We start from the raw sequence: 23,252 nt of genomic DNA on the forward strand, positions 1-23,252 counted from the left end.
ATGGGCCGGCACCGCCTCAGATGCGCGCCCGAGCAAACCGCGAGGCAGGATTTGAGCAGGACGACGACGATGACGCGTGGTTCTGCTCCCTGAAGCATGATATTCGGCGGGCGGCCCGAAATCGCCGTGGCAGATCGCTTCGGGCGGGCCGCGAGAGGATACCCGAGCCGTGCGCAGGCCCAGGCAGGCCGCGCGCGTTGGCGCTGGGCGACGTCAAACGACCTTCACTCGTCTCAGTTCAGCAATTTCGTCAGGGGCGAAGCCGAACTCGGCGAGCAATTCGCTCGTCTGCTCGCCGAATTCCGGCGGGCGCGCCACCATCTTGCTCGGCGTGCGCGACAGCGTCACGGGCTGGCCGACCAGTCGGATGTGGCGGTCCTCGTCGTTCGGCACGTCCTGCGCGATGCCGAGATGTTCGACCTGCACGTCCTCGAACATCTGGTCGATGGCGTAGATCGGTCCGCAGGGCACGCCGGCATCGTTGAACTCGCGGACCCAGGTCTCGGTCGACTTCGTGACCGTGCGCTCCTCGATCTTGGCGTTGAGCGCGTCGCGATTCTTGGAGCGGGCCGGCGCGGTCGCATAATCGGGATGGCTGTAGAGCTCAGGGGCGCCGATCGCCTGCGCGCAACGCTCCCAGATCCGTCCGCCCGTGGTGGCGATGTTGATGTAGCCGTCCGAGGTCTTGAACACGCCGGTCGGGATGCTGGTCGGGTGGTTGTTGCCGGCCTGCTTGGCGACCTCCTTCTCCATCAGCCAGCGCGCGGCCTGGAAGTCGAGCATGAAGATCTGGGCCTGGAGCAGCGAGGTCTGCACCCACTGGCCCTTGCCCGAGACCTCGCGCTCGAGCAGCGCGGTGAGGATGCCCATGGCGCAGAACAGGCCGGCCGTGAGGTCGGCGACGGGAATGCCGACCCGCATCGGCCCTTCGCCCGGGGCGCCGGTGATCGACATCAGCCCGCCCATGCCCTGCGCGATCTGATCGAAGCCGGGGCGCTTGTGGTAGGGCCCGTCCTGGCCGAAGCCAGAGATGCTGCCATAGACGATGCGCGGATTGATCTCGCGCAGGCTCTCATAGTCGATGCCGAGCTTCTTCTTCACGTCGGGACGGAAATTCTCGACCACGACATCGGCCTTGGCGGCGAGGCGCTTGAACACGGCGAGCCCGCGCTCGTCCTTCAGGTTCAGCGTCATCGCCCGCTTGTTACGGTGCAAATTCTGGAAGTCGGAACCCCGCCGCGGCCCGCCCGGCTGCTCGCCGCCGGAATCCTCGGTCAACGCGTCGATCTTGACGACATTGGCGCCCCAGTCCGCAAGCTGCCGCACGCAGGTGGGCCCGGACCGGACACGGGTCAGATCGAGCACGGTGAAGCGCGACAGGGCTTCCGAGGCATGCGGAAAGGGCATCGTGAAAGGCTCCGGGTCAGATTGCGGAGCCACCATAGTGCCGAAACATCGTGCGGCAAGTCTGCGCCGGCGCGGATGCCGCCTGTCAAAATGCAGTGCTTGGTGCGGTGTGCTGCGCTGCATGAAGGGATCAGCGCGACAGGCGCTTCAGCTCGTCGCGTGCCTGCTCGGCCAGCGGGTCATCGCCGTGGCGCGCAATGAAGAGCTCGAACGCTTCCCGGGTTCCCTTCTGACGCGCGGTCTCGTACTCTCGGGTGACCGTCGCCGCGGGGTCGCGGGCCATAGGCATGGAGGGGGCGCGTCCCGCTTTACCGCTTTCATTGCCTTTGTCCTTGCCACCGCCGTCTGCATTGGCTTTCCCGACCATGGCAGGCTGTTCTCCGATGGGCAGACGATCCGGCCCGGCGAATACCGCCAGGACCCCGATGAGACCGACTGAAAATGGGCCTGGTTTCATGATTTCCTTTACAGATTATACCCGCAGGCGGGACCTGAATCCTTGCCTTTGGCCCGTACCGCCACTTGATTTGATGGCTAATACGGCCCTATTAAAGGGGGCCGGAGGCCGCTGCCGAATTTTAACCAAACGTATAACTCTCAAGCTAGAATCATGCGCCTTCGTCCGCGATCGCGTGATCCGTTGCTCCGGAGAGTCCATTGGCCAATTCTGTCACCGTTGGTGCCACCAACAACGCCGATATTGACGGTTTGCTGTCGGGCTACAAGTGGACCGGCACGATCACCTACAGCTTTCCCGACGCGCCCAGCGACTACTCCAATCCTTATTACGGCGGCAACAGTGAGCCGACATCGTCTGGCTTCGCCGCGGCGCCAAGCGCGATGCAAGCGGCGATCAACTACGCGGTCGGACTGATCCTCAGCTACACCAACGCCAGCATCCAGTACGTGGGGACCGACGGCGCGAACATCATGATCGCGCAGTCGTCGAAGCCCGCGACCTCCTACGCCTACTACCCCGGCGACTATGCGGCCGGCGGCGACGTCTGGTTCGGGACCCAATACGACTATTCGCTGGCCAAGCTCGGCAACTATTATTTCACGACAGCGATGCATGAGCTCGGCCACGCTCTCGGTCTCAAGCACAGCCAGGAGACCGGCGGCCCCGCCAATGTCGCGGTGCCGAGTGCGCATGACGACAGCGAATACACCATCATGAGCTATCGCAGCTATGTCGGCGCCTCGACGACCGCCGGCTACAGCAACGAGGCTTACGGATATCCGCAGACCTACATGGCCAACGATATCCTCGCGCTCCAGACGATGTACGGCGCGAACTATGCGGCCCAGGGCGGGAACACCGTCTACTCCTGGAATCCCACCACGGGTCAAGAGTTCATCAACGGTGTCGGGCAACTCGCGCCGGGCGGCGGCACCGGCAACTCGGCCAACCGCATCTACGCGACGATCTGGGACGGCGGCGGCATCGATACCTACGATCTGTCCAACTATGCGACGAATCTGAGCATCAATCTCAATCCCGGCGCGACGTCGCTGTTCTCCACCGTGCAACGGGCCAATCTCGGCGACAACCAAAATCTCGGCTACGACCACTACGCCTCAGGCAACGTCTACAACGCCTATCTCTACAACAACGACGCGCGCTCCTACATCGACAACGCCACCGGCGGCTCCGGCAACGACACGATCATCGGCAATGCGATCGCCAATGCGCTGTCGGGAGGTGCTGGCAACGATACACTCTCCGGCGGCGGCAGCAGCGACATCCTGACTGGCGGTTCAGGCGTCGATATCCTTACCGGCGGCGACGGTGCCGACACATTCGTGTTCAATGCCGGGGACAGTTCGCCAGGGGCCGGTCAGCACGATCGCATCACGGACTTCACTCCGGGCGTAGACCACATCGATCTGTCCGGCATTCACGCCAACAGCAACACAGTTGCCAAAGATGGGTTTCACTTCATTGGCACGGCCGCCTTCGATGGAGTGCCTGGCAGGCTCGACTATTCTTACGACGCCTCACGGAACATGACTGTTCTCGCCGGAGACACCAACGGCGACGGGGTTGCGGATTTCGCCATCGATCTGGTGGGTAACCTCGTGATCAGTGCATCCGATCTCGTGGGAATTTCACAAAACCATCCGCCGGTCGTCACGATCCCTTCTTCCACCGTTTCAACAAAGGCTGGAAACGCGGTCTTGGTATCCAGTCTGTTCAATGTGACCGATGCCGACAACGATACCCTGACCTACTTCCTCTACGAGGGTACGACGGGTCCCAACAGCGGCCACTTCACGATCAATGGCACGGCGGTAGCGAACCAGACCGTGGTGGCACTCGGGTTCGACCAGCTTGCGCAGGCCAAGTTCGTCGCGGGCAGCGCGGGAACGACGGACGATCTCTCCGTCATGGTCTATGACGGGCAGGACTATTCCGGCAATACCAGCTTCACCAAGGTCCAGGTCACGGCCACGGCCAACCATGCGCCGGTCGTCACGATCCCTTCCTCGGTCGTTTCGACAACGGCAGGACACGTGCTTTCGCTCTCGAGCCTGTTCAGTGTCACCGATGCCGACAACGATACCCTGACCTACTTCCTCTACGAGGGGACGACGGGGCCTAACAGCGGCCACTTCACGATCAATGGTGTGGCGGTAGCAAACCAGACCGTGGTGGCACTCGGGATTGACCAGCTTGCGCAGGCTACGTTCGTCACGGGCGCTCAGGGAATAACCGACGATCTCAACGTCATGGCGTATGACGGCCAAAGCTATTCCGGCAACACCAGTTTCACCAAGTTCCAGGTCTCGGCCGCGGCCAACCACGTGCCGGTCGTCACAATCCCGTCGCCCGTCGTTTCCACATCAGCTGGACACGCGCTTTCCCTTTCGAGCCTGTTCAATGTGACCGATGCCGACAACGATACCCTGACTTACTACATCTACGAGGGTACGACAGGTCCCAACAGCGGCCACTTCACGATCAATGGAACGCCGGTGGCGAACCAGACCGTGGTGGCGTTCGGCGCAGATCAGCTTGCGCAGGCCACATTCGTGGCGGGCAGCGCGGGGACGACCGACGATCTCTACGTTATGGCCTATGATGGCCACGATTATTCAGGCAACACTAGCTTCACCAAATTCCAGGTCTCGGCTGCAAGCGCCGCGCACGGCGCACCGACCTCGTCATCGGTTGTCGCGTCCTTGAGTTATGCGCCGGACAGCGATGCGGCGGCAGCCGCGCTGATCGGAGGCGAAGATCCCGGGATCATCGTTGCTGCCGCCCTCCACAATTTCCACCTCCTCTGAGACAATTCCCCTCGGACGAGGCATGTCTCAGCCAGCCAACCGATCCAAATGGCAGGTGCCAGGAAGAATCTGAAGGGCAGGACGGCTGTCGCGCGCGGCGGTCATCTTTGCAGCGCGGCATTGACGGCATAGGCGCTGATCGCGAGCAGCGCTGCCAAATCGATCACACGACCACGGCCGCGAGATCGAGCTAGGCGCCGCAGGCCGCGGCGTGCTTGATGTCGCCGAGCCCCAGCCCGCCGCGGCCGAGACGGCGCCGATAGAGCGCATCAGCGGCAGCGGTATCAACCTCAGTCCCAGCTCTCGATCGCGCACGCAGCGTAAGCTGAGAGCGAAGCCAGGGCGAATTGTCTTGAAGGCTGATCGTCTCGGCAAAGGACGCAGATCACCGAAGGGGCTTGCCTCATTGGCACGCCCCTTCGGGTTCTCCGCCGTTCGCTTTGGCAGAACGGCAGTCGCGAATGTTGCGGCGGTCGCCACCTCGGGCAACGCGACGGTGCGACGTGAAAGCGGCTTGCCTTAGCCGGGCCAGCCGCCGAGCCAGTTCGCATACCAGGTTTCGCCCAGCCAACCGACCCAAATGGCGGGTGCCAGGAACAATCCAAACGGCAGGAAGGCGGTCCCGCGCAGCCGCCCTCTTCGCAGTGCTGCATTGGTGGCATAGGCGCCGATCGCGAGGAGCGCCGCAAGCTCGATCACCGCGGTCACCGTAGTAAGATCGAGCCAGGCGCCGCAGACCGCGGCGAGCTTGACGTCACCGAGCCCGAGCCCGAGCCCGTCGCGGCCGCGCCTGCCCCGGTAGAGCGCCATCAGCAGCAGCGGCAGCGCCACGGCCGCAGCACGGGCGACCGGCCGGAGCAGTGCCTCGGCGCGAATGTCGGGAACGAAGGCGCCGGCGCGGAGCAAGGCGAGGGCGAAAGCGGCCCCGTCAGCTCATTGGGAATGAGATAGTGGCGGGCATCGTACACCGCGATCGCGAGCATCTGGGCGGCCAGGAACGCGCCGTAGAGGCCTTCGGCGCCCGGCGCGGTCACGAGGACTTGCGAACACCCCCAGCGGCAGCGCGAGGCTGAGCGCGAGCGGAGGGCCGGCCCCGTCGTGCGCGGCGTGATCCGTCACGCCCACAGCGCGCCGCCTTGGGCGGGCTCACCGTGACCACTGGATTGCTGGTGCCGACCAGGCGGCTGTTCATCTTGCTGCGCATCTCCTCGGCGATGACATGCGCATCGACGCCGTCCTTGATGACGGTCGGACGGATGAACAGGATCAACCCGGTGCGGGCGAGCGCGTTGGTCTGATGCGGCGAGGTCGTGCACAATTTCAACGATCGTGGCCATTGGGCAACAATTTCATGCGTCGCAACATGCCAGACGGCGCAGCGCCGCCGACAAGGTCAAGGGATGGCGGCGGGTTGATCGTGAGGTCTATCAGAACTAGTTTGCTGTCTCGGGCTTGCCGCGCGCTGGCGTGGTGGCCGGTCGCAGGGGAGCTTCGATGTCCGGGTGGCTGAGATCGGCTGGATTGGCCATGTTGTGCGCGGTCCTCGGCGTCACCGAAAGCGTAGCGGCCACCTCGTCACGCATGGACATTCTGTCTAACGATGCCGCCGGCAGTCCTGCCGAGAACGTTAATGTCGGTGCGGTAAGACCGATTGCGCGGCCTGCGGCGGCTGCAAACAAGCCCGCGCCCCGCGGCAATCCGCTGTGGTCGGTGCCGCTCTCGGCCCTGACTGCGACCCAAGAACGCCCAATCTTCTCGGCGATGCGCCGGCCGCCGCCGCGCGCGGTCGCGGCATCGCCGATCGAGGAGGTTTCCGCACCGCCGCCCAAGCCGGTCGAGGCCCCGCCGCCGCTCTTGCTAGTCGGGGCCGTGGTGGGTGAGGGCGAGGCCATCGCGATTCTCGTCAACCGCACCGATCAGAAGGTCGTGCGCCTGCGGCAGGGCGAATCGCTCGGCGGCTGGTCGCTGACCTCGGTGCAGCCGCGCGAGGTGACGTTCAAGCAGGGCGATCGCAGCGAGGTGCTGGCGCTCCAGCGGCCGGAGGCCGCGTCCGCTCCCACGGGCGCGCCTGCGATGGCGGCTACTTCCGCGGATGGCAGCGGCCAGTTGATGATGCCGACCCCTGGCGGCCCGTCGTTCGCGCCCTTCGTGCCCCGGTCCACACCCAAGAACGGCCAGCCGGACGGGCTCTGAGCGCTGCGTCAAATCGCGCGAAGGGGCTGGGTTCAGACACCATTGCCTAAGCCGTTCAACCGCCGTATGACGCGGCTGCAATGCCCCAATCCGATCGCGCCAGATCGGCAGCTTTCATTGGGGGGGCGACCGCCGATTGGGCTTGCCGGGCCGATCGCCAGCCGTCGGGAAGGATGCGGTTTGACCGACACGCAGACTGACGCGCCCGGCGAGGCCGAGGTGCCGGGCGGCGCCGGACGGGCCCGCCGGCTCCTTCGCGGCTGGTCGGCGAATCTGGTCCAGATGGTGCTGGGGCTGACTCAGCAATTGCTGCTGATCCCCGCATTCCTGCACGTCTGGAGCGGCGAAGTGCTCGCGGCGTGGCTTGCGATCTATGCCGCCGGAAGCCTCGTCATCGTCGCGGATGCCGGATTGCAGCTTCGCGCCATCAACCGGTTTCTCGCCTTCAAGTCCTGTGTCGACTGCGACGGGCGCACGGCGAACGTCTACCACGGGATGCTGCGGATCTATCTTGCCATCGTTGCCGGGCTCGGCGTCTTGCTCTGTGCGGCCGTGTATCTCGCGCCGCCGTCGGCCGTGTTCGGTTTTCGCGGGATGCCGACATTTGATGCCGCGATGCTGGTGATGACGCTGGGAACGCTGCTGAGCCTGCCCGCCAACCTCGGCTCCGGCCTCTATCGCGTCCGCGGCCTGTATAGCCGGGCCGTCTGGCTGCAAAACGCAGCACTGCTGCTCGGGCAGATCGCGCAGCTCGCCGCGCTCGCCATGTTCGGAAGCCTGCTCGCGGTTGCGATTGCGTTCGTGTCGACGCAGCTCCTCTTCACGATCTTCATCATGGGCGTCGATGCGCCGCGCCGTTTTCCGTTCCTGCGCCGTGCCGCTAGGCCGCCGCCGTTGATGGCGCCATCCTGGCGCTGGAGCACCGGCCAGCTCGGCCACGCGCTGCCCTTCGCGATCGCCAACATCACCGAGCTCGCGCTCATCAACGTTCCGGTCCTGCTCGTCTCCGCGCTCGTCACCGATCGCGTCGCGGTGGTGCAATGGGGGCTGACGCGCGTGATCGCGAGCCTGGTACGTGGACTCTGTCTCCAGATCGCGTTGCCGCTCGGTGCCGAGCTCGGGCACGATCATGCAATCGGCGACAAGGAGCGGCTCCGCCGATTTTATGCTTACGGATCGGCGTTTGTCACCGGGCTTGCCTGCCTGGTCGTCGCGGGCTTTCTGCCATTCTGGCCCGATTTTTTCGCATTGTGGACCCATGGCAGCATACCCTATGACGGGCCGCTTGCGGTGACGTTGCTGCTCGGCTCGGCCGCGAGCGCGCCCTCGCTGATGGCGCTGGTCTTTGCCAACCACAGCAATCGCGGCGCGCTTCTGATCCGGACCAAGGGGCTGCAGTTCGTCGTATTTCTGCTGCTGTCCTTCGTCCTGATATCGAGGCTCGGACCGCTCGGCGCGGGGCTTGCGGTGGTCGCGAGCGACATCGTCGTTCAGTTCGGGCTGCTCGCGCTGGTGATCATATGGCAGACTCTCCGCCACCCGCTCAGGCATATCGCGTTCCTGATGTTCATGGCCGCGGGGATCGTGGCGCCGGTCTGGCTGATCGGACTCGCCATCACCATGCTCGTACCCGGAAGTGGGCTCGTGCATTTTGTCCTGGAATGCGCGATCTGGATGGCGGTGGTTGGCGGGCTCGCAAGCCCGCTGTTGAACGCTGCGCTGCGCGATCGCCTGCGGGCGCTGGTTCCTGCGTAGCCGACGATCTCAGCGTGCAGTCAGCGCCAGCCGGTGCTTCAGCCGTTCGAGGTGGCGGGCGAAATGCTGTTGGCCAGCCTTGGTCTCCTCGGCAAACTGCGCTAGCCGCCGATGGCCGGCCGTGCTCAGGCGCTCGCGTGTGCCTTCGGCGCGGAGACTGACGATGGCGTCCGCGAGCGAGTGCGGGTCGTCATAGTCGAACAGGAGTGCGGCGTCGCCGGCCTGGGCCTTGAAGGCCTCGGGATAGATCACGGGCGTGCCGACAGCCCAGGCTTCCAGCGGAGGCAGGTTGGTCGGGCCGAAATAGCTCGGCATCACTAGCGCGGCGGCACCGCGATAGAGCGCGCCGAGCTCGGCGGATTCGACGAAGCCGATGATGGAGATCTGGTCCGACAGGCCATAGGTGCGGATCGCCGCATCGATCTTGTCGCGGCCGCCGCGATCCGAGCCGCACAGCACCAGCCGTTCAGTGATGCCTCGCTCGCACAGGCTTGCCAGCGCCGCGAGGAGCGTCATGTGGTTCTTGTGCGGCCAGAACTGCGCCGGATAAAACAGATAGCCGGGCTCGAGCCGGTACTTTGCCAGCACCGCAGCATCGTCGTCGGCGGCGGGGGCGGACTGGCTGACATAGGCCGAGGGCGAGAACGGGATGCAGACCGCGCGATCCCGCTCCATGGCGTAGCGGCGGGAGAGATCCTCGATCAGCTCGGGCGCGTTGACGATCACCACCGCCGCCTTGGTGCTGGCAAGGCCGAACAGGATCTCGCGGCGCTCGAATTCGCCGAAGGTGCGGACCTCCGGAAATTCCGGCGCGTCGCGATGGCAGCCGTCGAAGATCGTGATGATGAAGGGCAGCTCGTAGAGCAGCAAGTGCCGCTTCGAGGTCGAGGTGAAGTGCACGACGTCGATGCCGTCGCGGATCAGCACCCCTTCGAATGGCGATTTCAGCTTTAGCGCAATCTGGACGAGATCGAACGGCCCGCAATATTTCAGGAACAGGAAGACATAGTCGAGCACGCCGAACTTGCGCAGGCGGGCCGCGACGCCGAACTCCTTCAGGATCTCCAGCGTCTTTGGATAGGGCGAGTACACCACGATCTCGTTGCCGGACTTGGCCGCCCAGTCGCGCAGCCAGAGCAGGTCGTTGAGTGGCTGCTGGAAGCCGCCGCCGACCTCGAGCGCCTGCTCCAGCATGACAGCGAGCCGCAGCGGTCTCACGGCGCGCCGCTCTTTCTGGCGACGGCGTAGGCCGCCCAGCTCTTCGTGTGTGGGGTGTCCTGCGTCAGCCATGCAGCGTGAGCGGCGGGCTCGAAGCCGCTCGCCTGAAGCGCCGCGTCAATCTCGAACGGAAACCAGTAGCGCATGTGGTGTGTTTCATCGACACGACGAATCGTGGTGCGGTCTGTGTCCTCGCAGAACAGCATGTAGTTCACGGTGACGGTCGCGGCCTGCTCGTTGTGGTCGGATTGCGCGATGCGGGTGAGGCGCAGCGGCTTCTGCTCGATCACCTTGACCCGCGTCTCGACGCCCTGCGCGAGCACCGCGCCACCATACCAATAGTCGAAGAAGAACGTGCCACCCGGCTTCAGCGCGGCGTGCGCGGTGCGGAACATGGCCGCCAGCGCATCGCGGCTGGTCTGGTAGCTGGCGACGTGAAACAGCGATACCACCGCATCGAAGTCGCGTTCGGGGCCCGTCTCGCAGGCATTGCCCTGCCGGAACGGAATCGATAGCCCGGCCCGCTCGGCGCGCGCCTGGGCACTCGCGATCATCTCATGGCTGAGATCGATGCCGGCGACGTTCCAGCCCTGACGGGCGAAGGCCAGCGCATGCAGCCCGGTGCCGCAGCCGAGATCGAGCAGCCTGCCAGAGGCAACACCGTGGTCGCGCAGGCGCGCTTCGACGAACGCCATCTCCGCCGCGTAGTCCTTGTCCTGATAGAGGAGGTCGTACCAGGGCGCGTATTCGGCGAACACCGTCACGCCAGGATCTCCTTCAGCGCCTCTGCCGAACGGGCGATCTCGTCATCGGTCAAGGCAAGCCCGCTTGGCAAATAAAAACCGCGGCGCGCGATGTATTCCGCGTTCGGATGGCTTTCGTCGAGCATCAGGCCCATCCGGCGCAGCACCGGCTGTTCGTGCATGCACCAGAAGAACGGCCGCGTTCCGATGCCCTTCTCGCCGAGGCGGCGCATCGCCTCCTTGGCGTCGAATGGCACATCGTCGTTCAGCACGATGCCGTAGACCCAGTAGATGTTGTCGGCATAGCTGGTTCGGACGACCGGGCGGCGGACGCTGTTGAGGCCACCGAGATGCTCGTCATAGCGCCGGCCGATCCGGCGCTTGATCTCGACCGTGCGTGGCAGGCGCTCGACCTGGGCGACGCCGAGCGCGGCTTGGAGGTTGGTCATGCGCGCGTTCCAGCCGAGCTCCTCGTGAACGAAACGCTGCTGCGGCTGGAAGCAGAGATTGCGATAGCTTTGCAGGCGATCGGCGAGTGCATCGTCATCGGTGAGGATCATGCCGCCTTCACCTGTCGTGACGTGCTTGTTGGGATAGAAGCTGAAGGTCGAGACGTCGCCGAAGCTGCCGCAGGGCTTGCCGCGATAGGTCTGGCCGTGCATCTCGGCGGCGTCCTCGATCACCTTCAGATCGTGCTTGCGGGCGAGCGCCATGATCGGATCGAGATCGACCGGCAGGCCGTAGATATGTACCAGCATGATCGCGCGGGTGCGCGGCGTGATCGCGGCTTCGACGCCCTCAGCCGTCATGTTCCAGGTCGCGGCGTCGCAGTCCACCCCGACGGGGACGAGGCCGGCGCGGACGATCGCGGCGGCGCAGCTGATGATCGTGAAGGTCGGGATGATGACCTCGGAGCCTTGCTCGAGTCCGAGCGCATGAACGGCGATGTCGAGCGCGACCGAGCCGTTGGTCGCCGCGATGCCGTGGCGACGTCCCACAGCCTCGGCCATCGCCTGCTCGAAGCGCTTGATGAACGGCCCCTCCGAGGAGATCCATCCGGTCCGGATGCATTCGGCGAGATAGTCGGCCTCGTTGCCGTCGAGCAGCGGCGTGTTGACGGGAATGAACGGCGCGCTCACGGGTTCGGGCCTTTGATCCGGATTTCGGACGGAGAGGCTTCGGCAAACCGGGTCTTGTCGGCCTCGCCGGAATAGGGACCTTGCTTGATCTCGAACATCTCGAGCGGTTCGAGCACTTTGAAGCCGTGGGCGCCGCTGCACAATAGGATGATGTCGCCGTCGCCGAGCACGCGACTTTCGAGATATTCTTCGTCGACGGTGTAGAAGTCGACCTGGAGCTTGCCCTTCTGGATCAGCAGGACTTCCTGGGTGTAGTGCACCTCGCGCGTCACCTTGTTGTGGCGATGCGGTTCGATGCTCTTGCCCTTCGGATGGCTCATATAGGCGAGCTGCTGCGACAGTTCCGGCGACGAAAAGAAGTGAATACCCGGCTCGCGGAACGAGGCGCGCACGATGATCGCGTAGAGCTGGTCGCCGAATCGAACATGTTCGACGTGTTCCATCCTTAGCCTCGACAAAAAACGATGTGATTATAGTGACATGGCGTCACGCAGGGGCACTTTGGCCATTTTGGCCCACACCGTCAAGGGCGCGCCGGCCTCGCGCTCAAGTGACGAAGTTCAGGATGTCGCCGACACGTCGGCGGAAAGTGTGTGACGACAGCGTCTTGGCTTGGCCCGCCTTTGCGATCGCCTCCCGCGCCGGCTCGTCCGCGAGATAGCGATCGATCATCGCGACACATTCGTCGACCGACCGCCAGGTGACCACCTCGCGGTCCGGCTCGAACAAGGTATGAAGATTGTCCTTGAAATCGGTCAGCAGGAACGTGCCGACACCCGTGGCTTCGAACAGCCGCGCATTGCCGGCCTCGGGGCCGGCCATGTCGATATGCGAGTTGAGAGTGATGCGCGACGATCGCAGCGCCTGGTACATCTCGACGCCCCACACCTCGCCCTGATAGCAGCGGTGTAGCGGCGAGGAGGCGGGCAGCGCGTTGAGGCCGCTGCCGAACAGCTTCAGGTCATAGCGCCGCGCGACCGCCTCGAGTTGCGCCACGCGTTGCTGGTGATCGGCCGATACGGCGCCGACGAAGGAGATGTCGATGCTTCGAGGCGGCGCCGGCGGCAGCACGTCGAGGTTCTCAGGCTCGAAGGCGAGATGGACCACTTCCGCGCGCGCGCCCCCGGCACGGAAGATGTTCACGACGTGGGCCATCTGCGAAATCATCAAATCATAAACAGTCCAGTCCTCGCCGCGTGATGGAGAGACGCCGATCTGGCCGATCAGGATGGGCCTGCCGATCTGTTTGATTCGGCGCGCCAGGCCCGTGTCGACATGAAACAGATCCTGGTTGAGCACGAGATCCGGTTTGAACTCCTCGATCTGTGCAAGCAGGATCCGCTCCGATTGCTCGTCAAGTCGCGGGCTCAGTCCGACCTTGCGCGCCAGCGGCCTCAGAACCGGTTTGAACGGCGCGACTGCGCGGTGCAGCCATTCCGGCACGACATCGCGTGCGATGCCAACAGGAGGAGGCGGCGGCTCGACGGCAATGCCGCGTTCGTGCGCCCAGGCCGTTTGCATCCGGGCGTTGTTGACGTGGATGTCGGCGGCGACGTGTCCAAGCTTGGCAAAATTTCGGGAGTAGAAATCGGCAACGCTGAACAGGCTGGCGTTGCGGGCCGCCATCTGCGTCGCATAGTCGGTGTCGGCAAGGCCCGGCTGGCGCTGGTATTGCCAAGCCAAGAAGCGAGCATAGTCGGCATTGAGGACGAGGATGCGCACGAAGATCCGTTGCCGTTTCAGAACAAGCCCAAATCATCGGCTTGGACGTTTTGAAGACCTGCGACATCGGGGCCGCCTGCGGTCTGGATACCACCGGCAAGAGCGACTTCAAAGCGGAAAGGCCCATCCCGGATCGGAGGCGCGTCCATGAGACCTCCCGAGATCTATACTCGGAACTGGTTGCGGGCGCCGCGCGAAGGGGCCCGGATTTCGCCGTCCGGGCCGATTTACAATCCGTTCAGTTGCTATAGAAGGCGCTTCAGAGGTCTAAGCCCATGCATGTGATTGGAATAAGCTCCGGGATCAAGCACGGTCACCACGATGGTGCCGCGGTGTTGCTGCGCGATGGCGAGTTGATCGCTGCCGCCGAGGAGGAGCGCTTCACGCTTGCCAAGCACGCGCGCGGGGAGCTGCCGCGCGGGGCGATCGGCTTCTGCCTGAAGCAGGCCGGCATCACCATACGCGACGTCGACTGGATCTGCTCGCCGCTGAAGACCTACACAAATTACGCGCAGCGCCTCACCGAATATTTCAAATACCAGTTCGGGCACAGCCCGGGGATCGAGCTCTACGACCATCACCTCTGTCACGCAGCGAGCTCGTTCTACGGCTCCGGTTTTTCCGAGGCGACCGTCGCCTGCTTCGACTTCTCCGGCGATTCCAGCTCGGGCCTCGTCGCGCATGCGCGCGGCAATGATTTCCGCGTGCTGACGCGGTTCGGCCGCCACAACAGTCTCGGGCTCTATTACGGGATGCTGACGCAATATCTCGGCTATCAGATGACCAATGACGAGTACAAGGTCATGGGCCTGTCGTCCTATGGCAGCCCCGACTATCTCGACAAATTTGCCAAGCTCCTGCGCCCGGCCGGCATCAACTACGAACTTGATCCCGAGCTCGACAAGCGCAGGCGCGACGCCGAGATCTTCACCAGCGATTTCTCGACGCGGCAGGAGCGCATCTTCACCGAGAAGATGGAGGAGATTCTGGGGCCGCGGCGCCTGCGTGGCGCGCCGCTCGACCAGCGGCTGACCAACATCGCCGCGAGCGGCCAGAAGCAGCTCGAGATCGTCACCACCGAGGTGATCCGCTCCGCGATCGCCGAGACCGGTTGCGGCGACGTCTGCATCGCCGGTGGCGTCGGCCTGAACTGCAAGATGAACATGGAGATCGCGGCCGAGCCGTCCGTGAAGCGTCTCTACGTGCCGCCGGTGCCGCACGATGCGGGCGTGGCGCTAGGCGCCGCGATGATGAAGTGCGCGGAAGCTGGCCACGCGATTGCGCCGCTGACCCACGCCTATTGGGGACCGGAATATTCCAACGACACGATCCGCGAAACGCTGGACAAGATCGGCGCCCGGTTCGAGCTGCTCGACGATCCTGTCTCGCGCTGCGTCACCGACCTGACGGAGCAGAAGACCGTCGGCTGGTTCCAGGGGCGGATGGAGTATGGTCCGCGCGCGCTCGGCAACCGCTCGATCCTGGCCGATCCACGCCATGCGGGCATGAAGGACCGCATCAACCTCACGATCAAATATCGCGAGGAGTTCCGTCCGTTCTGCCCGTCGGTGCCGTATGAGCGCCAGGCCGAATATTTCGAGGACACGTTCGACGCGCCTTTCATGGTGGTGACGTTCCCGGTCAACCAGAAGGTGGCCGATACGATGCCGGCGGTGGTTCATGTCGACAATACCGCGCGCATCCAGAGCGTCCATGCGGATAGCAATCCGCTCTACAGCCGCCTCATCGGCGAGTTCGCCAAAGCGACCTCGCTGCCGGTCCTGATCAACACCAGCCTCAACATCAACGAGCAGCCGACCGTGAACGCGCCGCTGGAGGCGCTGCACACTTACTTTTGCTCAGGGCTCGACGTGCTGTATCTCGGCAGTTACCGGCTCTCTAAAGCGGGCTGAGGTGCTGAGATGACTGCATCGCCGCGATTTTTCGGTGGGATACATGCGCTGAGGGCCGTGGCAGCAATTTGGGTCGTCGGCGAGCATGCCGCCTATGTCGCAAACCATTACATGCCGATCCGCATGACCTCGTTCGGAGTTGTGCTGTTTTTTGCGATTTCGGGGTTCGTGATCGCGTTGCAGCGAACGAAGAATTGGGCGGACTTCGTACAGCATCGATTGTTGCGGATTTACCCCAGTTACTGGCTGGCCATGATCGTTGCAGCGATTGGGCTCGCCGCGATTCGTTCGCCGGTCAGCGCTAGCCCATCATCGCTGCTCCTGTATCCCTCGACCGTCGGCGACAGTTCGCTCACCATTCCCTACTGGACCCTTGCATTCGAAATTACCTTCTACGCTTTGGCGTCCGTCGCTTATTGGGCGCGCCTCAGTGATCGAACCCTGACCATTCTCGCCGTCATCTGGATTTTGATCGTCAATCTCATGGCCGCTGCGCCTGATGTCGGCAGGTACACCTTTCCGGGCTTTCCCGCCATTCTATGGTCGCCGGCCGTGCAGGTTTTTCCGATGGGCGTCATCTGCGGGATTCATTTCGACTATCTCAGGAAGGTACCCCGGCTGGCAGGTGTTGCGGCTGCCCTGATTGCATTTTGCGTGAGCTTTGCATTTCCTGAGTACAGTTCGCAAAAGCTGCTTTTCCTGGGCGTGGCCGCAACGAGCCTCTTGCTCGCTGTTGCCGATGTTGATTTGAAGTCGCGCCTGGCTGCCACGTTGGGTGATGCGTCATACGGAATTTATTTGTTGCACTTTCCGGCAATCATCGTTGCTGTGCGCGTATTGCACGTGCAGGGGCTCGCTTGGCTCCCGCTGTATTTTGCGATCGGCCTGATCGCGGGTTACGCCTTCGGGCTGGTTGACTGTCGGATTTACCGGCGGCTGGCGGCAAACTCATCACGAATCTTCCGCTTGCCCACTCGGACGCAGGTGCCGGCACCCGCAACCCCCGCAATTGAACGCAAGCAAGATCAGCGAAGCTGAACGGTTCGCGAAGTCGAACCGGGCTTACCGTTCGTCCGCGATCACCTTGCCGTCATTCGGCAGCGCGCCGAGCCTCACCAGTTCAACGTCGCCTCCGAGTTTCGTCACCGCGCGCAAGGTGGTTGCAATCTCCTCGCGCAACGCCTCGCTCGCGGCCGCCGTCTCCGCTTTCAGCGTCATCGCATCGGCCTCGCCCTGGCGCATGACGACGAGGCGCAGGCGCCCGAGCGCGGCATGGCGCTTGCCGATCTCGGCGACCTGCTCGGGTCGGACGAACATGCCCTTGACCTTGGTGGTCTGGTCGGCGCGGCCCATCCAACCCTTGGTGCGCATGTTGGTGCGCCCGCATTTGCTCGGGCCCGGCAACACCGCGGTAAGGTCGCCGAGCGCGAGGCGAATCCAGGGATGGTGCGGATCGAGCGAGGTCACCACGATCTCGCCGACGTCGCCCGGCGCGACGGGATCGCCGGTGCCGGGCTTGACGATTTCCATGATCAGATCCTCGTTCACGACCATACCGTCGCGCGCCTCGGTCTCGAAGGCAATGAGGCCGAGGTCGGCGGTGCCGAAGGCCTGGTAGGCGTCGATACCGCGTGCCTTAATTTCGGCCTGGAGCGAGGGCGGGAAGGCCGCACCCGAGACCAGCGCGCGCTTGATCGATGAGACGTCGCGCCCCGAGCTTGCGGCGGCATCGAGCAGGATCTTCAGAAAGTCCGGCGTGCCGCTGTAGCCGACGGGACGGTAGGCCTCGATCAGCTCGAATTGCTGTTCGGTATTGCCGGGGCCGGCCGGGATCACCGCGCAGCCGAGCGCGCGCGCCGAGGCATCGAAGATGAAGCCGCCGGGGGTGAGGTGGTAGCTGAAGGTGTTGAGCACGATGTCATCGGGGCGGAACCCGGCCGCGAACAGCGCCCGCGCACCGCGCCAGGGATCGGCCTGCCGCCCTTCAGGCTCGAAGATCGGACCGGGAGAGGTGAAGAGGCGGGCGAACGATCCCGGGGCTGCCGGCACGAAGCCGCCGAAGGGCGCTGAGGCCTTGTGCAGGGCCGGCAGCTCCGATTTGCGCAGCACCGGCAGGCCCGCCAGCGCCGCCCTGGAGGTCACGGCGGCCGGGTCTATGCCCTTCAGCCGCTCGGCGTAGGCGGGCGCGGCCATCGCGCCGCGCAGCACGTCCGGCAGGCGGGAGAACAGCTCCGCCTCGCGTACGGCTGGTTCGCGCGTCTCGCGGGCGTCGTAATGGGCGGTCATGGCTGGTCTTTCCGGGTTGGCATCCGTTGCACGCCGCCGCCGGCATAGGTATCAGACGGCCAGGGTCGAGGTGTGGAGAGGACGCGATGGCGGACGAAGGCATCATTGCGGTGGACGAGGCGGCGGACGTCGTCGCGCGCCTGAAGCGCCGCATGATCGACGAGGCGCTGCCGCTGTGGTCGTCCGTCGGCTGGGACGATGCGGCAGGCGGTTTCGTCGACCGGCTCAACCGTGACGGCACGGCCGACGCGACCGCACCGCGGCGCGTGCTCGTACAGGCGCGCCAGATCTATTGTTACGCCAAGGCGGCGCAGATGGGCTGGTACCCTGGGGGGCGCGCCATCGCGCTGAAGGGGCTGGAGCATCTGCTCAGCAAAGCGAAGGCGCTCGACGGCCGGCCTGGCTACGTGCACCGGCTGACGCCGGACGGCGCCGTGCTGGACGGCCGACGCGATGCTTACGACCACGCCTTCATCCTGTTTGCGCTCGCGGCCGTCTACGGGCTCGACCAGGATGCGCAAATTCGCGCCGAGATCGATGCGCTGCTCGCCTTCCTTGACGGCCATCTGCGCTCGCCGCATGGCGGCGTGCATGAAGGCCTGCCGGTCTCGCTGCCGCGCCGGCAGAACCCGCACATGCATCTGTTCGAGGCGATGATCGCGTGCTTCGATGCGACCCACGACCTGTCGTTCCAGAACCGCGCCGGCGAGCTCTTCGCGCTGTTCCTCGCCAATCTCTACGACAAGCAGAAGCGGATCCTGACGGAGTATTTCGAGGAGGACTGGTCCAAGATCGAGCCCGTCAGCGTCGAGCCCGGCCATCAGGCCGAGTGGGTCTGGCTGCTGAAAGGGTTTGAACGCATCACGGGTTGTCCGACCGGACAACTTCGCGCCGAACTGCTCGCGACCGCGCTGCGCTATCGCGACGAGGCCACGGGGTGCCTGGTCGACGAGGGCGATGCCAGCGGCAACATCCGTCGCAGCACGCGCCGGCTGTGGCCGCAGACCGAGATGGCCAAGGCGTGGATCGCGCAGGCCGAGTCCGGCGAGGCGGGCGCTGCGGACGAGGCGCGCGCGGCGCTGGTGCTGCTCGAACGGCATTATCTCAGCCATCCCGTGAAGGGCGGCTGGTACGACCAGTTCGATCGCGACGGCAAATCGCTGGTCGACACCATTCCTGCATCGTCGTTCTATCATGTTCTCTGTGCAGTCACGGAAGCGGAGCAGGTGCTGAGCTGAGTTTCACAGCCACCGTTTGCGCCGCTTGAAACTCTTGAGGTTCTTGAAGCTCTTGCGCTGATCGCTGGCGCCGCCGAGGTAGAACTCCTTGACGTCCTCGTTGTCGCGCAGCTCGTCCGCGGTGCCGTCGAGCACCACCTTGCCCTGCTCCATGATGTAGCCGTGGCTCGCCACCGACAGCGCGGCGCGGGCGTTCTGCTCGACCAGCAGGATGGTGACGCCGAGGTCGCGGTTGATCTTCTGGATAATCGAGAACACCTCTTTCACCAGCAGCGGCGACAGGCCCATCGAGGGCTCGTCCATCAAGATCATCTTCGGGCGCGCCATCAGAGCGCGGCCGATCGCAAGCATCTGCTGCTCGCCGCCTGAGAGATAACCGGCAAGGCCGGTGCGCTCCTTCAGGCGCGGGAAATAGTTGAAGACCATGTCGAGATCGGCATCGACCTCGCGATCCCTGCGGGTGAAGGCGCCGAGCTTGAGGTTTTCGAGCGACGTCATGTCGGCGACGATGCGCCGGCCCTCCATCACCTGGAAGATGCCGCGACGCACGATCTTGTCGGGATCGATGCCGGCGATAGCGGAGCCCTCGAACAGGATCTCGCCGCGTGTGACCTCGCCGTCCTCGGTCTTGAGCAGCCCCGAGATCGCCTTCAGCGTCGTCGACTTGCCGGCGCCGTTAGCGCCCAGCAGCGCCACGATCGCGCCCTTGGGCACGTCGAGGCTGAGGCCGCGCAGCACCAGGATGACGTCGTCATAGACGACCTCGATGTTGCGGACGGCGAGGAGGGGCGGCGCGGGCACGACGCTGGGGGAGGGACGCTCGATGTGAGCCGGTTCACTCATGGCTAGTTACTCTCTTGATGTCGTCACCCGCGAAGGCGGGTGACCCAGTATTCCAGAGACGCTCGACGTTCCCCGAGAGGCCGCGGCGTACTGGATCCCCCCGCTTTCGCGGGGGATGACCGTTGTGCGTTGGGTGAGCGCCGGGCTCACCACCCCAGCAATTCCGGCTTGCGCGGCAGCTCGACGGTCTTGACCTTCTCGAGCTTGATCGTGCCCTTGGCCATGAGATCATTGAGGTCGCCGTCGGTCGCACCCGCGATCTTGGTGCGATAGAGGTCGACCTTCAGCGTGCCGCGGTGGTCCTTGTCGGTCCAGGTCGAGGCATTGCAGACGCCGTCCATTCCGGCCGGCACCCAGTCCTTCTTCTGGTAGAAGCCCTTGGCGACGTTCTCGCCGGTCGCCCCGCCGTTCTTGGCAGCCCAGTCGAGCGCCTCCCTCATGTAGAGCGCCGAGCAGACCGCCGCGATGTAATGCACGGGCCGGTAGACCTTGCCGGTGGGGTCGGACATCTTGGAGATCTCCATCACCGTCTTCATGCCGGGCGCATCGCCGCCCCAGCTCACTGCGGTGCGCAGCGGGAAGATCACGCCGTTGGCGGCATCGCCGGCGGTCTTGGCGGCGTTCTCGTCCATGCCCCAGACATTGCCGAGGAACTGAATCTCGACGCCGGCGGTCTTGCAAGCCTTCAGGACGGAGATGTTGGAAGCCGCGGTGTTGCCGAGATAGGCGTAGTTGGCACCCGAGGATTTCAGGCTCAGGCACTGCGCGCTGTAGTCACCCGGTGTGAGCGCGAACACCAGCGGCGGCAGCACCTCGAAGCCGAGTTCCTGCGCCATGGCTTCGCCTGCGGCCTTCGGCGCGTTCGGATAGGGGTGGTTGGCGCCCATGTGCACGAACTTCGGCTTGCCGGGCTTGCCCTTGGCCTTCCAGTCCTCGGCCGCCCACATCAGCATCGCGCGCAGCGAGTCCGAATAGCTCGGGCCGTAGAAGAAATTATAAGGCGCAGGCTTGGCCTTGCCGCTGACGCCCTCGGGATCGGTGAGGGCTGCGGCATAGGAGCCGGAGAGGTCGGGGATCTTGTCCTGGGCGAGGAAGCCGGTCAGCGCTTCGGTGTCTGCGGTGCCCCAGCCCATGATCGCGGCGACCTTCGAGTCCGGCGCCGACCATTTCTTGTAGAGCGCGATCGCGCGCGGCACCTGGTAGCCGTAATCGTTGGTATCGACGCTGAGCTGCTTGCCGCCGACGCCGCCGTTCTTGTTGACCCAGGCGAAGGTGTCGGCGACGGCCTGGCCGTAGGGCGTGCCGACGTCGGAGGTGCCGCCGGAATAATCGGCGAGATGGCCGATCGCGATCTGCGCCTGCGCGCCGGCCGAGAATGCGGCGATCGCCAGCGCGAGCGATGCAGTGCTCAAAATGGATTTTGTCTTCATTGGTTGCCTCCTCCTGTTTTTTCGTTGGTTAGAGAGTTGCCCGCGCTCAATGCGAGAACGGGTAGAGTTTCCAGTACGCCTTGATCTGCCGCCAGCGATGCGCAAGCCCGTCCGGCTCGAACATCAGGAACGCGATGATGATCACCCCGATCGCGATCTCGCGCAGGAAGGTGATGTTGGTGTTGAGGGACAGCGCCTTGTCGATCGCGCCGCCCTTCAGGTAGAGGCTGATGAATTCCATCGTCTCAGGCAGCAGCACCACGAAGGCGGTGCCCATCAGCGTGCCCATGATCGAGCCGGTGCCGCCGATGATGATCATGGCGAGGAACAGGATCGAGCGCTCGATGCCGAAACCCTCCTGCGAGACGACGAGCTGGTAGTGGGCATAAAGCGCGCCGGCGATGCCGGCGAAGAAGGCGGCCAGCCCGAACGACAGCGTGCGGTATTTGGTGAGGTTGATGCCCATGATCTCGGCGGAGAGATAATGGTCGCGGATCGCCACCAGCGCGCGGCCATCGCGCGTGCGCATCAGATTGGTGACGAGGACGTAGCTCGCGACCACATAGGCCAGCACGACATAGAAATATTGTCGGTCGCCGCGCAGCGTGAAGCCGAAGATCGAGAACGGATTGGCGCTGGCCGGCACCGAGCCGCCGGTGAACCACTCCGCGCGGGAGAAGAAGTCGAGCAGGATATATTGCGCCGCCAGCGTCGCGATGACGAGGTAGAGCCCCTTCAGTCGCGCCGCCGGGATGCCGAAGATCAGCCCGACCAGCGCGGTGACGACGCCCGCAAGCGGGATCGCGAAGAACACCGGGATCGGCGCGTTGTTGGAGATGTAGGCCGAGGTAAAGGCGCCGAGCAGGAAAAAGGCGGCATGGCCGATCGAGATCTGGCCGGTGAAGCCCACCAGGATGTTGAGACCGAGCGCTGCGATCGAGAAGATGCCGATCTGGATCAGGATGCTGAGCCAGTACCCGCCAAGGAATTGCGGCACGAGGCAGAGCAACAGCACGCCGATGATCGCAAAGTTGCGGCTGGTCGTGGTCGGGAAGATCGTGGTGTCCGCCGCGTAGGAGGTGCGGAAATCACCAGCAGGGATGAGGGCAGGGCCGGCCATGGATCAGATCCGCTCGATGTCGTGGGTGCCGAACAGGCCGTAGGGCTTGATCATCAGCACGATGATGAGGACGTAGAACGGTGCGATCTCGTAGAGATTGCCCCAGTGCAGATACTCGCTGTCGACATATTGCGCGATGTTCTCGAGCAAGCCGATGATGATGCCGCCGAGCACGGCGCCGCCGACGGAATCGAGCCCGCCGAGGATCGCCGCCGGGAACACCTTGATGCCGTAGGCCGCAAGTCCCGAGGACACGCCGTTGACGACGGCGACCACCACGCCCGCGACCGCCGACACTGTCGCGGAGATCGCCCACGCCATCGCGAACACGCTCTTGACGGAGATGCCGAGCGACTGCGCGACCTGTTGGTTGAACGCGGTGGCGCGCATGGCGAGGCCGTACTTCGAGGCGCGGAAGAACCAGGCCATGCCGATCATCATGGCGACCGAGACCACGAGGCTCATGACATAGACGGTCTGGATCTGAAGCCCGAGCAGGCTGACCGACTGGCTCTCGAACACGCGCGGGAACGGTTGCGGATTGACGCCGAATATCCATTTGAGCGTGGCCTGGAGCACGGTCGAGAGGCCGATCGTCACCATGATCACCGAAATGATGGGTTCGCCGATCATCGGTCTCAGGATCAGCACCTGGATCGCGATGCCGAATACGAACATGAACACCAGCGTCATCGGCATGCCGATCCAGAACGGGACCTGGTATTTTGCAAGCAACGCCCAGCACACCCATGCGCCGACCAGCAGCAGTTCGCCTTGCGCGAAGTTGACGACCTGCGTCGCCTTGTAGATCAGCACGAACGACATCGCGACCACGCCATAGAGCGTGCCGACCACGAGGCCGTTGACCAGGAGCTGGATGAGGAAGGCGGTGTTCATGTCGATGTCCGCGCAAAATGCAGAAGCGATGACGGTGCACCCTCTCCCCTTGTGGGAGAG

20 protein-coding genes are annotated in these 23,252 nt (G+C 64.3%); 6 read left to right on the forward strand and 14 right to left on the reverse strand.

What is annotated here, in order from left to right; genetic code table 11:
- Window positions 1-213 precede the first annotated feature (213 nt).
- Together AB7G19_RS13825 and AB7G19_RS13830 are read right to left on the reverse strand one after the other, a co-directional pair.
- A complete protein-coding gene (locus AB7G19_RS13825) occupies window positions 214-1,407 on the reverse strand; it encodes a CaiB/BaiF CoA transferase family protein (protein ID WP_354130682.1) in 1,194 nt (397 codons plus the stop codon).
- 130 nt (window positions 1,408-1,537) lie between these two features.
- On the reverse strand, window positions 1,538-1,864 hold the full coding sequence (locus AB7G19_RS13830; RefSeq protein ID WP_354130683.1) for a hypothetical protein: 327 nt from the start codon (window positions 1,862-1,864) through the stop codon (window positions 1,538-1,540).
- 200 nt (window positions 1,865-2,064) lie between these two features.
- On the opposite strand from AB7G19_RS13830, the gene AB7G19_RS13835 reads away from it, so the two are divergent.
- Window positions 2,065-4,695, forward strand: coding sequence for a M10 family metallopeptidase (locus AB7G19_RS13835; RefSeq protein ID WP_354130684.1), 2,631 nt, complete (start codon window positions 2,065-2,067; stop codon window positions 4,693-4,695).
- Window positions 4,696-5,214: 519 nt separating this feature from the next.
- On the opposite strand, the gene AB7G19_RS13840 is transcribed toward AB7G19_RS13835, so the two are convergent.
- Both AB7G19_RS13840 and AB7G19_RS13845 read right to left on the reverse strand, forming a co-directional pair.
- A complete protein-coding gene (locus tag AB7G19_RS13840; protein ID WP_354130685.1) occupies window positions 5,215-5,601 on the reverse strand; it encodes a prepilin peptidase in 387 nt (128 codons plus the stop codon).
- Window positions 5,602-5,725: 124 nt separating this feature from the next.
- Complete coding sequence (locus AB7G19_RS13845) at window positions 5,726-6,019, reverse strand: hypothetical protein (protein ID WP_441267879.1); 294 nt, start codon at window positions 6,017-6,019, stop codon at window positions 5,726-5,728.
- Window positions 6,020-6,222: 203 nt separating this feature from the next.
- Here AB7G19_RS13845 and AB7G19_RS13850 point away from each other — a divergent pair, with 203 nt between their 5' ends.
- Both AB7G19_RS13850 and AB7G19_RS13855 read left to right on the forward strand, forming a co-directional pair.
- Window positions 6,223-6,888 carry a hypothetical protein gene (locus AB7G19_RS13850; protein WP_354130686.1) on the forward strand — a complete coding sequence of 222 codons (666 nt, stop codon included), beginning with the start codon at window positions 6,223-6,225 and terminating at the stop codon, window positions 6,886-6,888.
- 180 nt (window positions 6,889-7,068) lie between these two features.
- The gene (locus AB7G19_RS13855) at window positions 7,069-8,643 is read left to right on the forward strand and encodes a lipopolysaccharide biosynthesis protein (protein WP_354130687.1); all 1,575 of its coding nucleotides are present in this window, start codon (window positions 7,069-7,071) and stop codon (window positions 8,641-8,643) included.
- Between the two features lie 9 nt (window positions 8,644-8,652).
- Here AB7G19_RS13855 and AB7G19_RS13860 read toward each other — a convergent pair whose 3' ends face one another.
- The 5 genes from AB7G19_RS13860 to AB7G19_RS13880 all read right to left on the reverse strand — a co-directional run bounded on the left by AB7G19_RS13860 (window position 8,653) and on the right by AB7G19_RS13880 (window position 13,465).
- On the reverse strand, window positions 8,653-9,861 hold the full coding sequence (locus tag AB7G19_RS13860; RefSeq protein WP_354130688.1) for a glycosyltransferase family 4 protein: 1,209 nt from the start codon (window positions 9,859-9,861) through the stop codon (window positions 8,653-8,655).
- On the reverse strand, window positions 9,858-10,625 hold the full coding sequence (locus AB7G19_RS13865; protein WP_354130689.1) for a class I SAM-dependent DNA methyltransferase: 768 nt from the start codon (window positions 10,623-10,625) through the stop codon (window positions 9,858-9,860). Before AB7G19_RS13865 ends, AB7G19_RS13860 begins: the two co-directional genes overlap by 4 nt.
- Window positions 10,622-11,743 (reverse strand): DegT/DnrJ/EryC1/StrS family aminotransferase, encoded by a 1,122-nt coding sequence (locus AB7G19_RS13870; protein ID WP_354130690.1) that lies wholly within the window; start codon window positions 11,741-11,743, stop codon window positions 10,622-10,624. Before AB7G19_RS13870 ends, AB7G19_RS13865 begins: the two co-directional genes overlap by 4 nt.
- Window positions 11,740-12,186, reverse strand: coding sequence for a cupin domain-containing protein (locus tag AB7G19_RS13875; protein ID WP_354130691.1), 447 nt, complete (start codon window positions 12,184-12,186; stop codon window positions 11,740-11,742). The genes AB7G19_RS13870 and AB7G19_RS13875 overlap by 4 nt, the downstream gene beginning before the upstream one ends.
- A gap of 103 nt (window positions 12,187-12,289) precedes the next feature.
- Complete coding sequence (locus AB7G19_RS13880; RefSeq protein WP_441267880.1) at window positions 12,290-13,465, reverse strand: CgeB family protein; 1,176 nt, start codon at window positions 13,463-13,465, stop codon at window positions 12,290-12,292.
- Window positions 13,466-13,740: 275 nt separating this feature from the next.
- Between AB7G19_RS13880 and AB7G19_RS13885 the strand changes: the two genes are divergently transcribed.
- Together AB7G19_RS13885 and AB7G19_RS13890 are read left to right on the forward strand one after the other, a co-directional pair.
- Window positions 13,741-15,378: a carbamoyltransferase family protein gene (locus AB7G19_RS13885; protein ID WP_354130693.1), complete on the forward strand. Its 1,638-nt coding sequence runs from the start codon at window positions 13,741-13,743 to the stop codon at window positions 15,376-15,378.
- A gap of 9 nt (window positions 15,379-15,387) precedes the next feature.
- Window positions 15,388-16,416 (forward strand): acyltransferase family protein, encoded by a 1,029-nt coding sequence (locus AB7G19_RS13890; RefSeq protein ID WP_354130694.1) that lies wholly within the window; start codon window positions 15,388-15,390, stop codon window positions 16,414-16,416.
- A gap of 24 nt (window positions 16,417-16,440) precedes the next feature.
- On the opposite strand, the gene AB7G19_RS13895 is transcribed toward AB7G19_RS13890, so the two are convergent.
- Complete coding sequence (locus tag AB7G19_RS13895; protein WP_354130695.1) at window positions 16,441-17,664, reverse strand: phenylacetate--CoA ligase family protein; 1,224 nt, start codon at window positions 17,662-17,664, stop codon at window positions 16,441-16,443.
- Between the two features lie 86 nt (window positions 17,665-17,750).
- Here AB7G19_RS13895 and AB7G19_RS13900 point away from each other — a divergent pair, with 86 nt between their 5' ends.
- Complete coding sequence (locus AB7G19_RS13900; protein WP_354130696.1) at window positions 17,751-18,902, forward strand: AGE family epimerase/isomerase; 1,152 nt, start codon at window positions 17,751-17,753, stop codon at window positions 18,900-18,902.
- Window positions 18,903-18,905: 3 nt separating this feature from the next.
- Here the strand turns inward: AB7G19_RS13900 and AB7G19_RS13905 are convergent, their stop codons facing one another.
- The 4 genes from AB7G19_RS13905 to AB7G19_RS13920 all read right to left on the reverse strand — a co-directional run bounded on the left by AB7G19_RS13905 (window position 18,906) and on the right by AB7G19_RS13920 (window position 23,192).
- Window positions 18,906-19,745 (reverse strand): ABC transporter ATP-binding protein, encoded by an 840-nt coding sequence (locus tag AB7G19_RS13905; RefSeq protein ID WP_354130697.1) that lies wholly within the window; start codon window positions 19,743-19,745, stop codon window positions 18,906-18,908.
- 146 nt (window positions 19,746-19,891) lie between these two features.
- Window positions 19,892-21,175 (reverse strand): ABC transporter substrate-binding protein, encoded by a 1,284-nt coding sequence (locus AB7G19_RS13910; protein ID WP_354130698.1) that lies wholly within the window; start codon window positions 21,173-21,175, stop codon window positions 19,892-19,894.
- Window positions 21,176-21,221: 46 nt separating this feature from the next.
- A complete protein-coding gene (locus AB7G19_RS13915; RefSeq protein ID WP_041960455.1) occupies window positions 21,222-22,295 on the reverse strand; it encodes a branched-chain amino acid ABC transporter permease in 1,074 nt (357 codons plus the stop codon).
- A 3-nt stretch (window positions 22,296-22,298) separates the two neighbouring features.
- Window positions 22,299-23,192 carry a branched-chain amino acid ABC transporter permease gene (locus tag AB7G19_RS13920; protein ID WP_063982173.1) on the reverse strand — a complete coding sequence of 298 codons (894 nt, stop codon included), beginning with the start codon at window positions 23,190-23,192 and terminating at the stop codon, window positions 22,299-22,301.
- Between the last annotated feature and the right edge of the window lie 60 nt (window positions 23,193-23,252).

The organism is Bradyrhizobium sp. 215_C5_N1_1 (assembly GCF_052075935.1).
In the GTDB taxonomy this organism is placed as follows: domain Bacteria; phylum Pseudomonadota; class Alphaproteobacteria; order Rhizobiales; family Xanthobacteraceae; genus Bradyrhizobium; species Bradyrhizobium barranii.

Bases quoted from the DNA above. Each gene is read 5' to 3' on its own strand.
- AB7G19_RS13825 (WP_354130682.1), bottom strand. From the start codon at position 1,407: ATGCCCTTTCCGCATGCCTCGGAAGCCCTGTCGCGCTTCACCGTGCTC.
- AB7G19_RS13830 (WP_354130683.1), bottom strand. From the start codon at position 1,864: ATGAAACCAGGCCCATTTTCAGTCGGTCTCATCGGGGTCCTGGCGGTA.
- AB7G19_RS13850 (WP_354130686.1), top strand. From the start codon at position 6,223: ATGTTGTGCGCGGTCCTCGGCGTCACCGAAAGCGTAGCGGCCACCTCG.
- AB7G19_RS13875 (WP_354130691.1), bottom strand. From the start codon at position 12,186: ATGGAACACGTCGAACATGTTCGATTCGGCGACCAGCTCTACGCGATC.
- AB7G19_RS13885 (WP_354130693.1), top strand. From the start codon at position 13,741: ATGCATGTGATTGGAATAAGCTCCGGGATCAAGCACGGTCACCACGAT.
- AB7G19_RS13890 (WP_354130694.1), top strand. From the start codon at position 15,388: ATGACTGCATCGCCGCGATTTTTCGGTGGGATACATGCGCTGAGGGCC.
- AB7G19_RS13895 (WP_354130695.1), bottom strand. From the start codon at position 17,664: ATGACCGCCCATTACGACGCCCGCGAGACGCGCGAACCAGCCGTACGC.
- AB7G19_RS13900 (WP_354130696.1), top strand. From the start codon at position 17,751: ATGGCGGACGAAGGCATCATTGCGGTGGACGAGGCGGCGGACGTCGTC.
- AB7G19_RS13905 (WP_354130697.1), bottom strand. From the start codon at position 19,745: ATGAGTGAACCGGCTCACATCGAGCGTCCCTCCCCCAGCGTCGTGCCC.
- AB7G19_RS13910 (WP_354130698.1), bottom strand. From the start codon at position 21,175: ATGAAGACAAAATCCATTTTGAGCACTGCATCGCTCGCGCTGGCGATC.
- AB7G19_RS13915 (WP_041960455.1), bottom strand. From the start codon at position 22,295: ATGGCCGGCCCTGCCCTCATCCCTGCTGGTGATTTCCGCACCTCCTAC.
- AB7G19_RS13920 (WP_063982173.1), bottom strand. From the start codon at position 23,192: ATGAACACCGCCTTCCTCATCCAGCTCCTGGTCAACGGCCTCGTGGTC.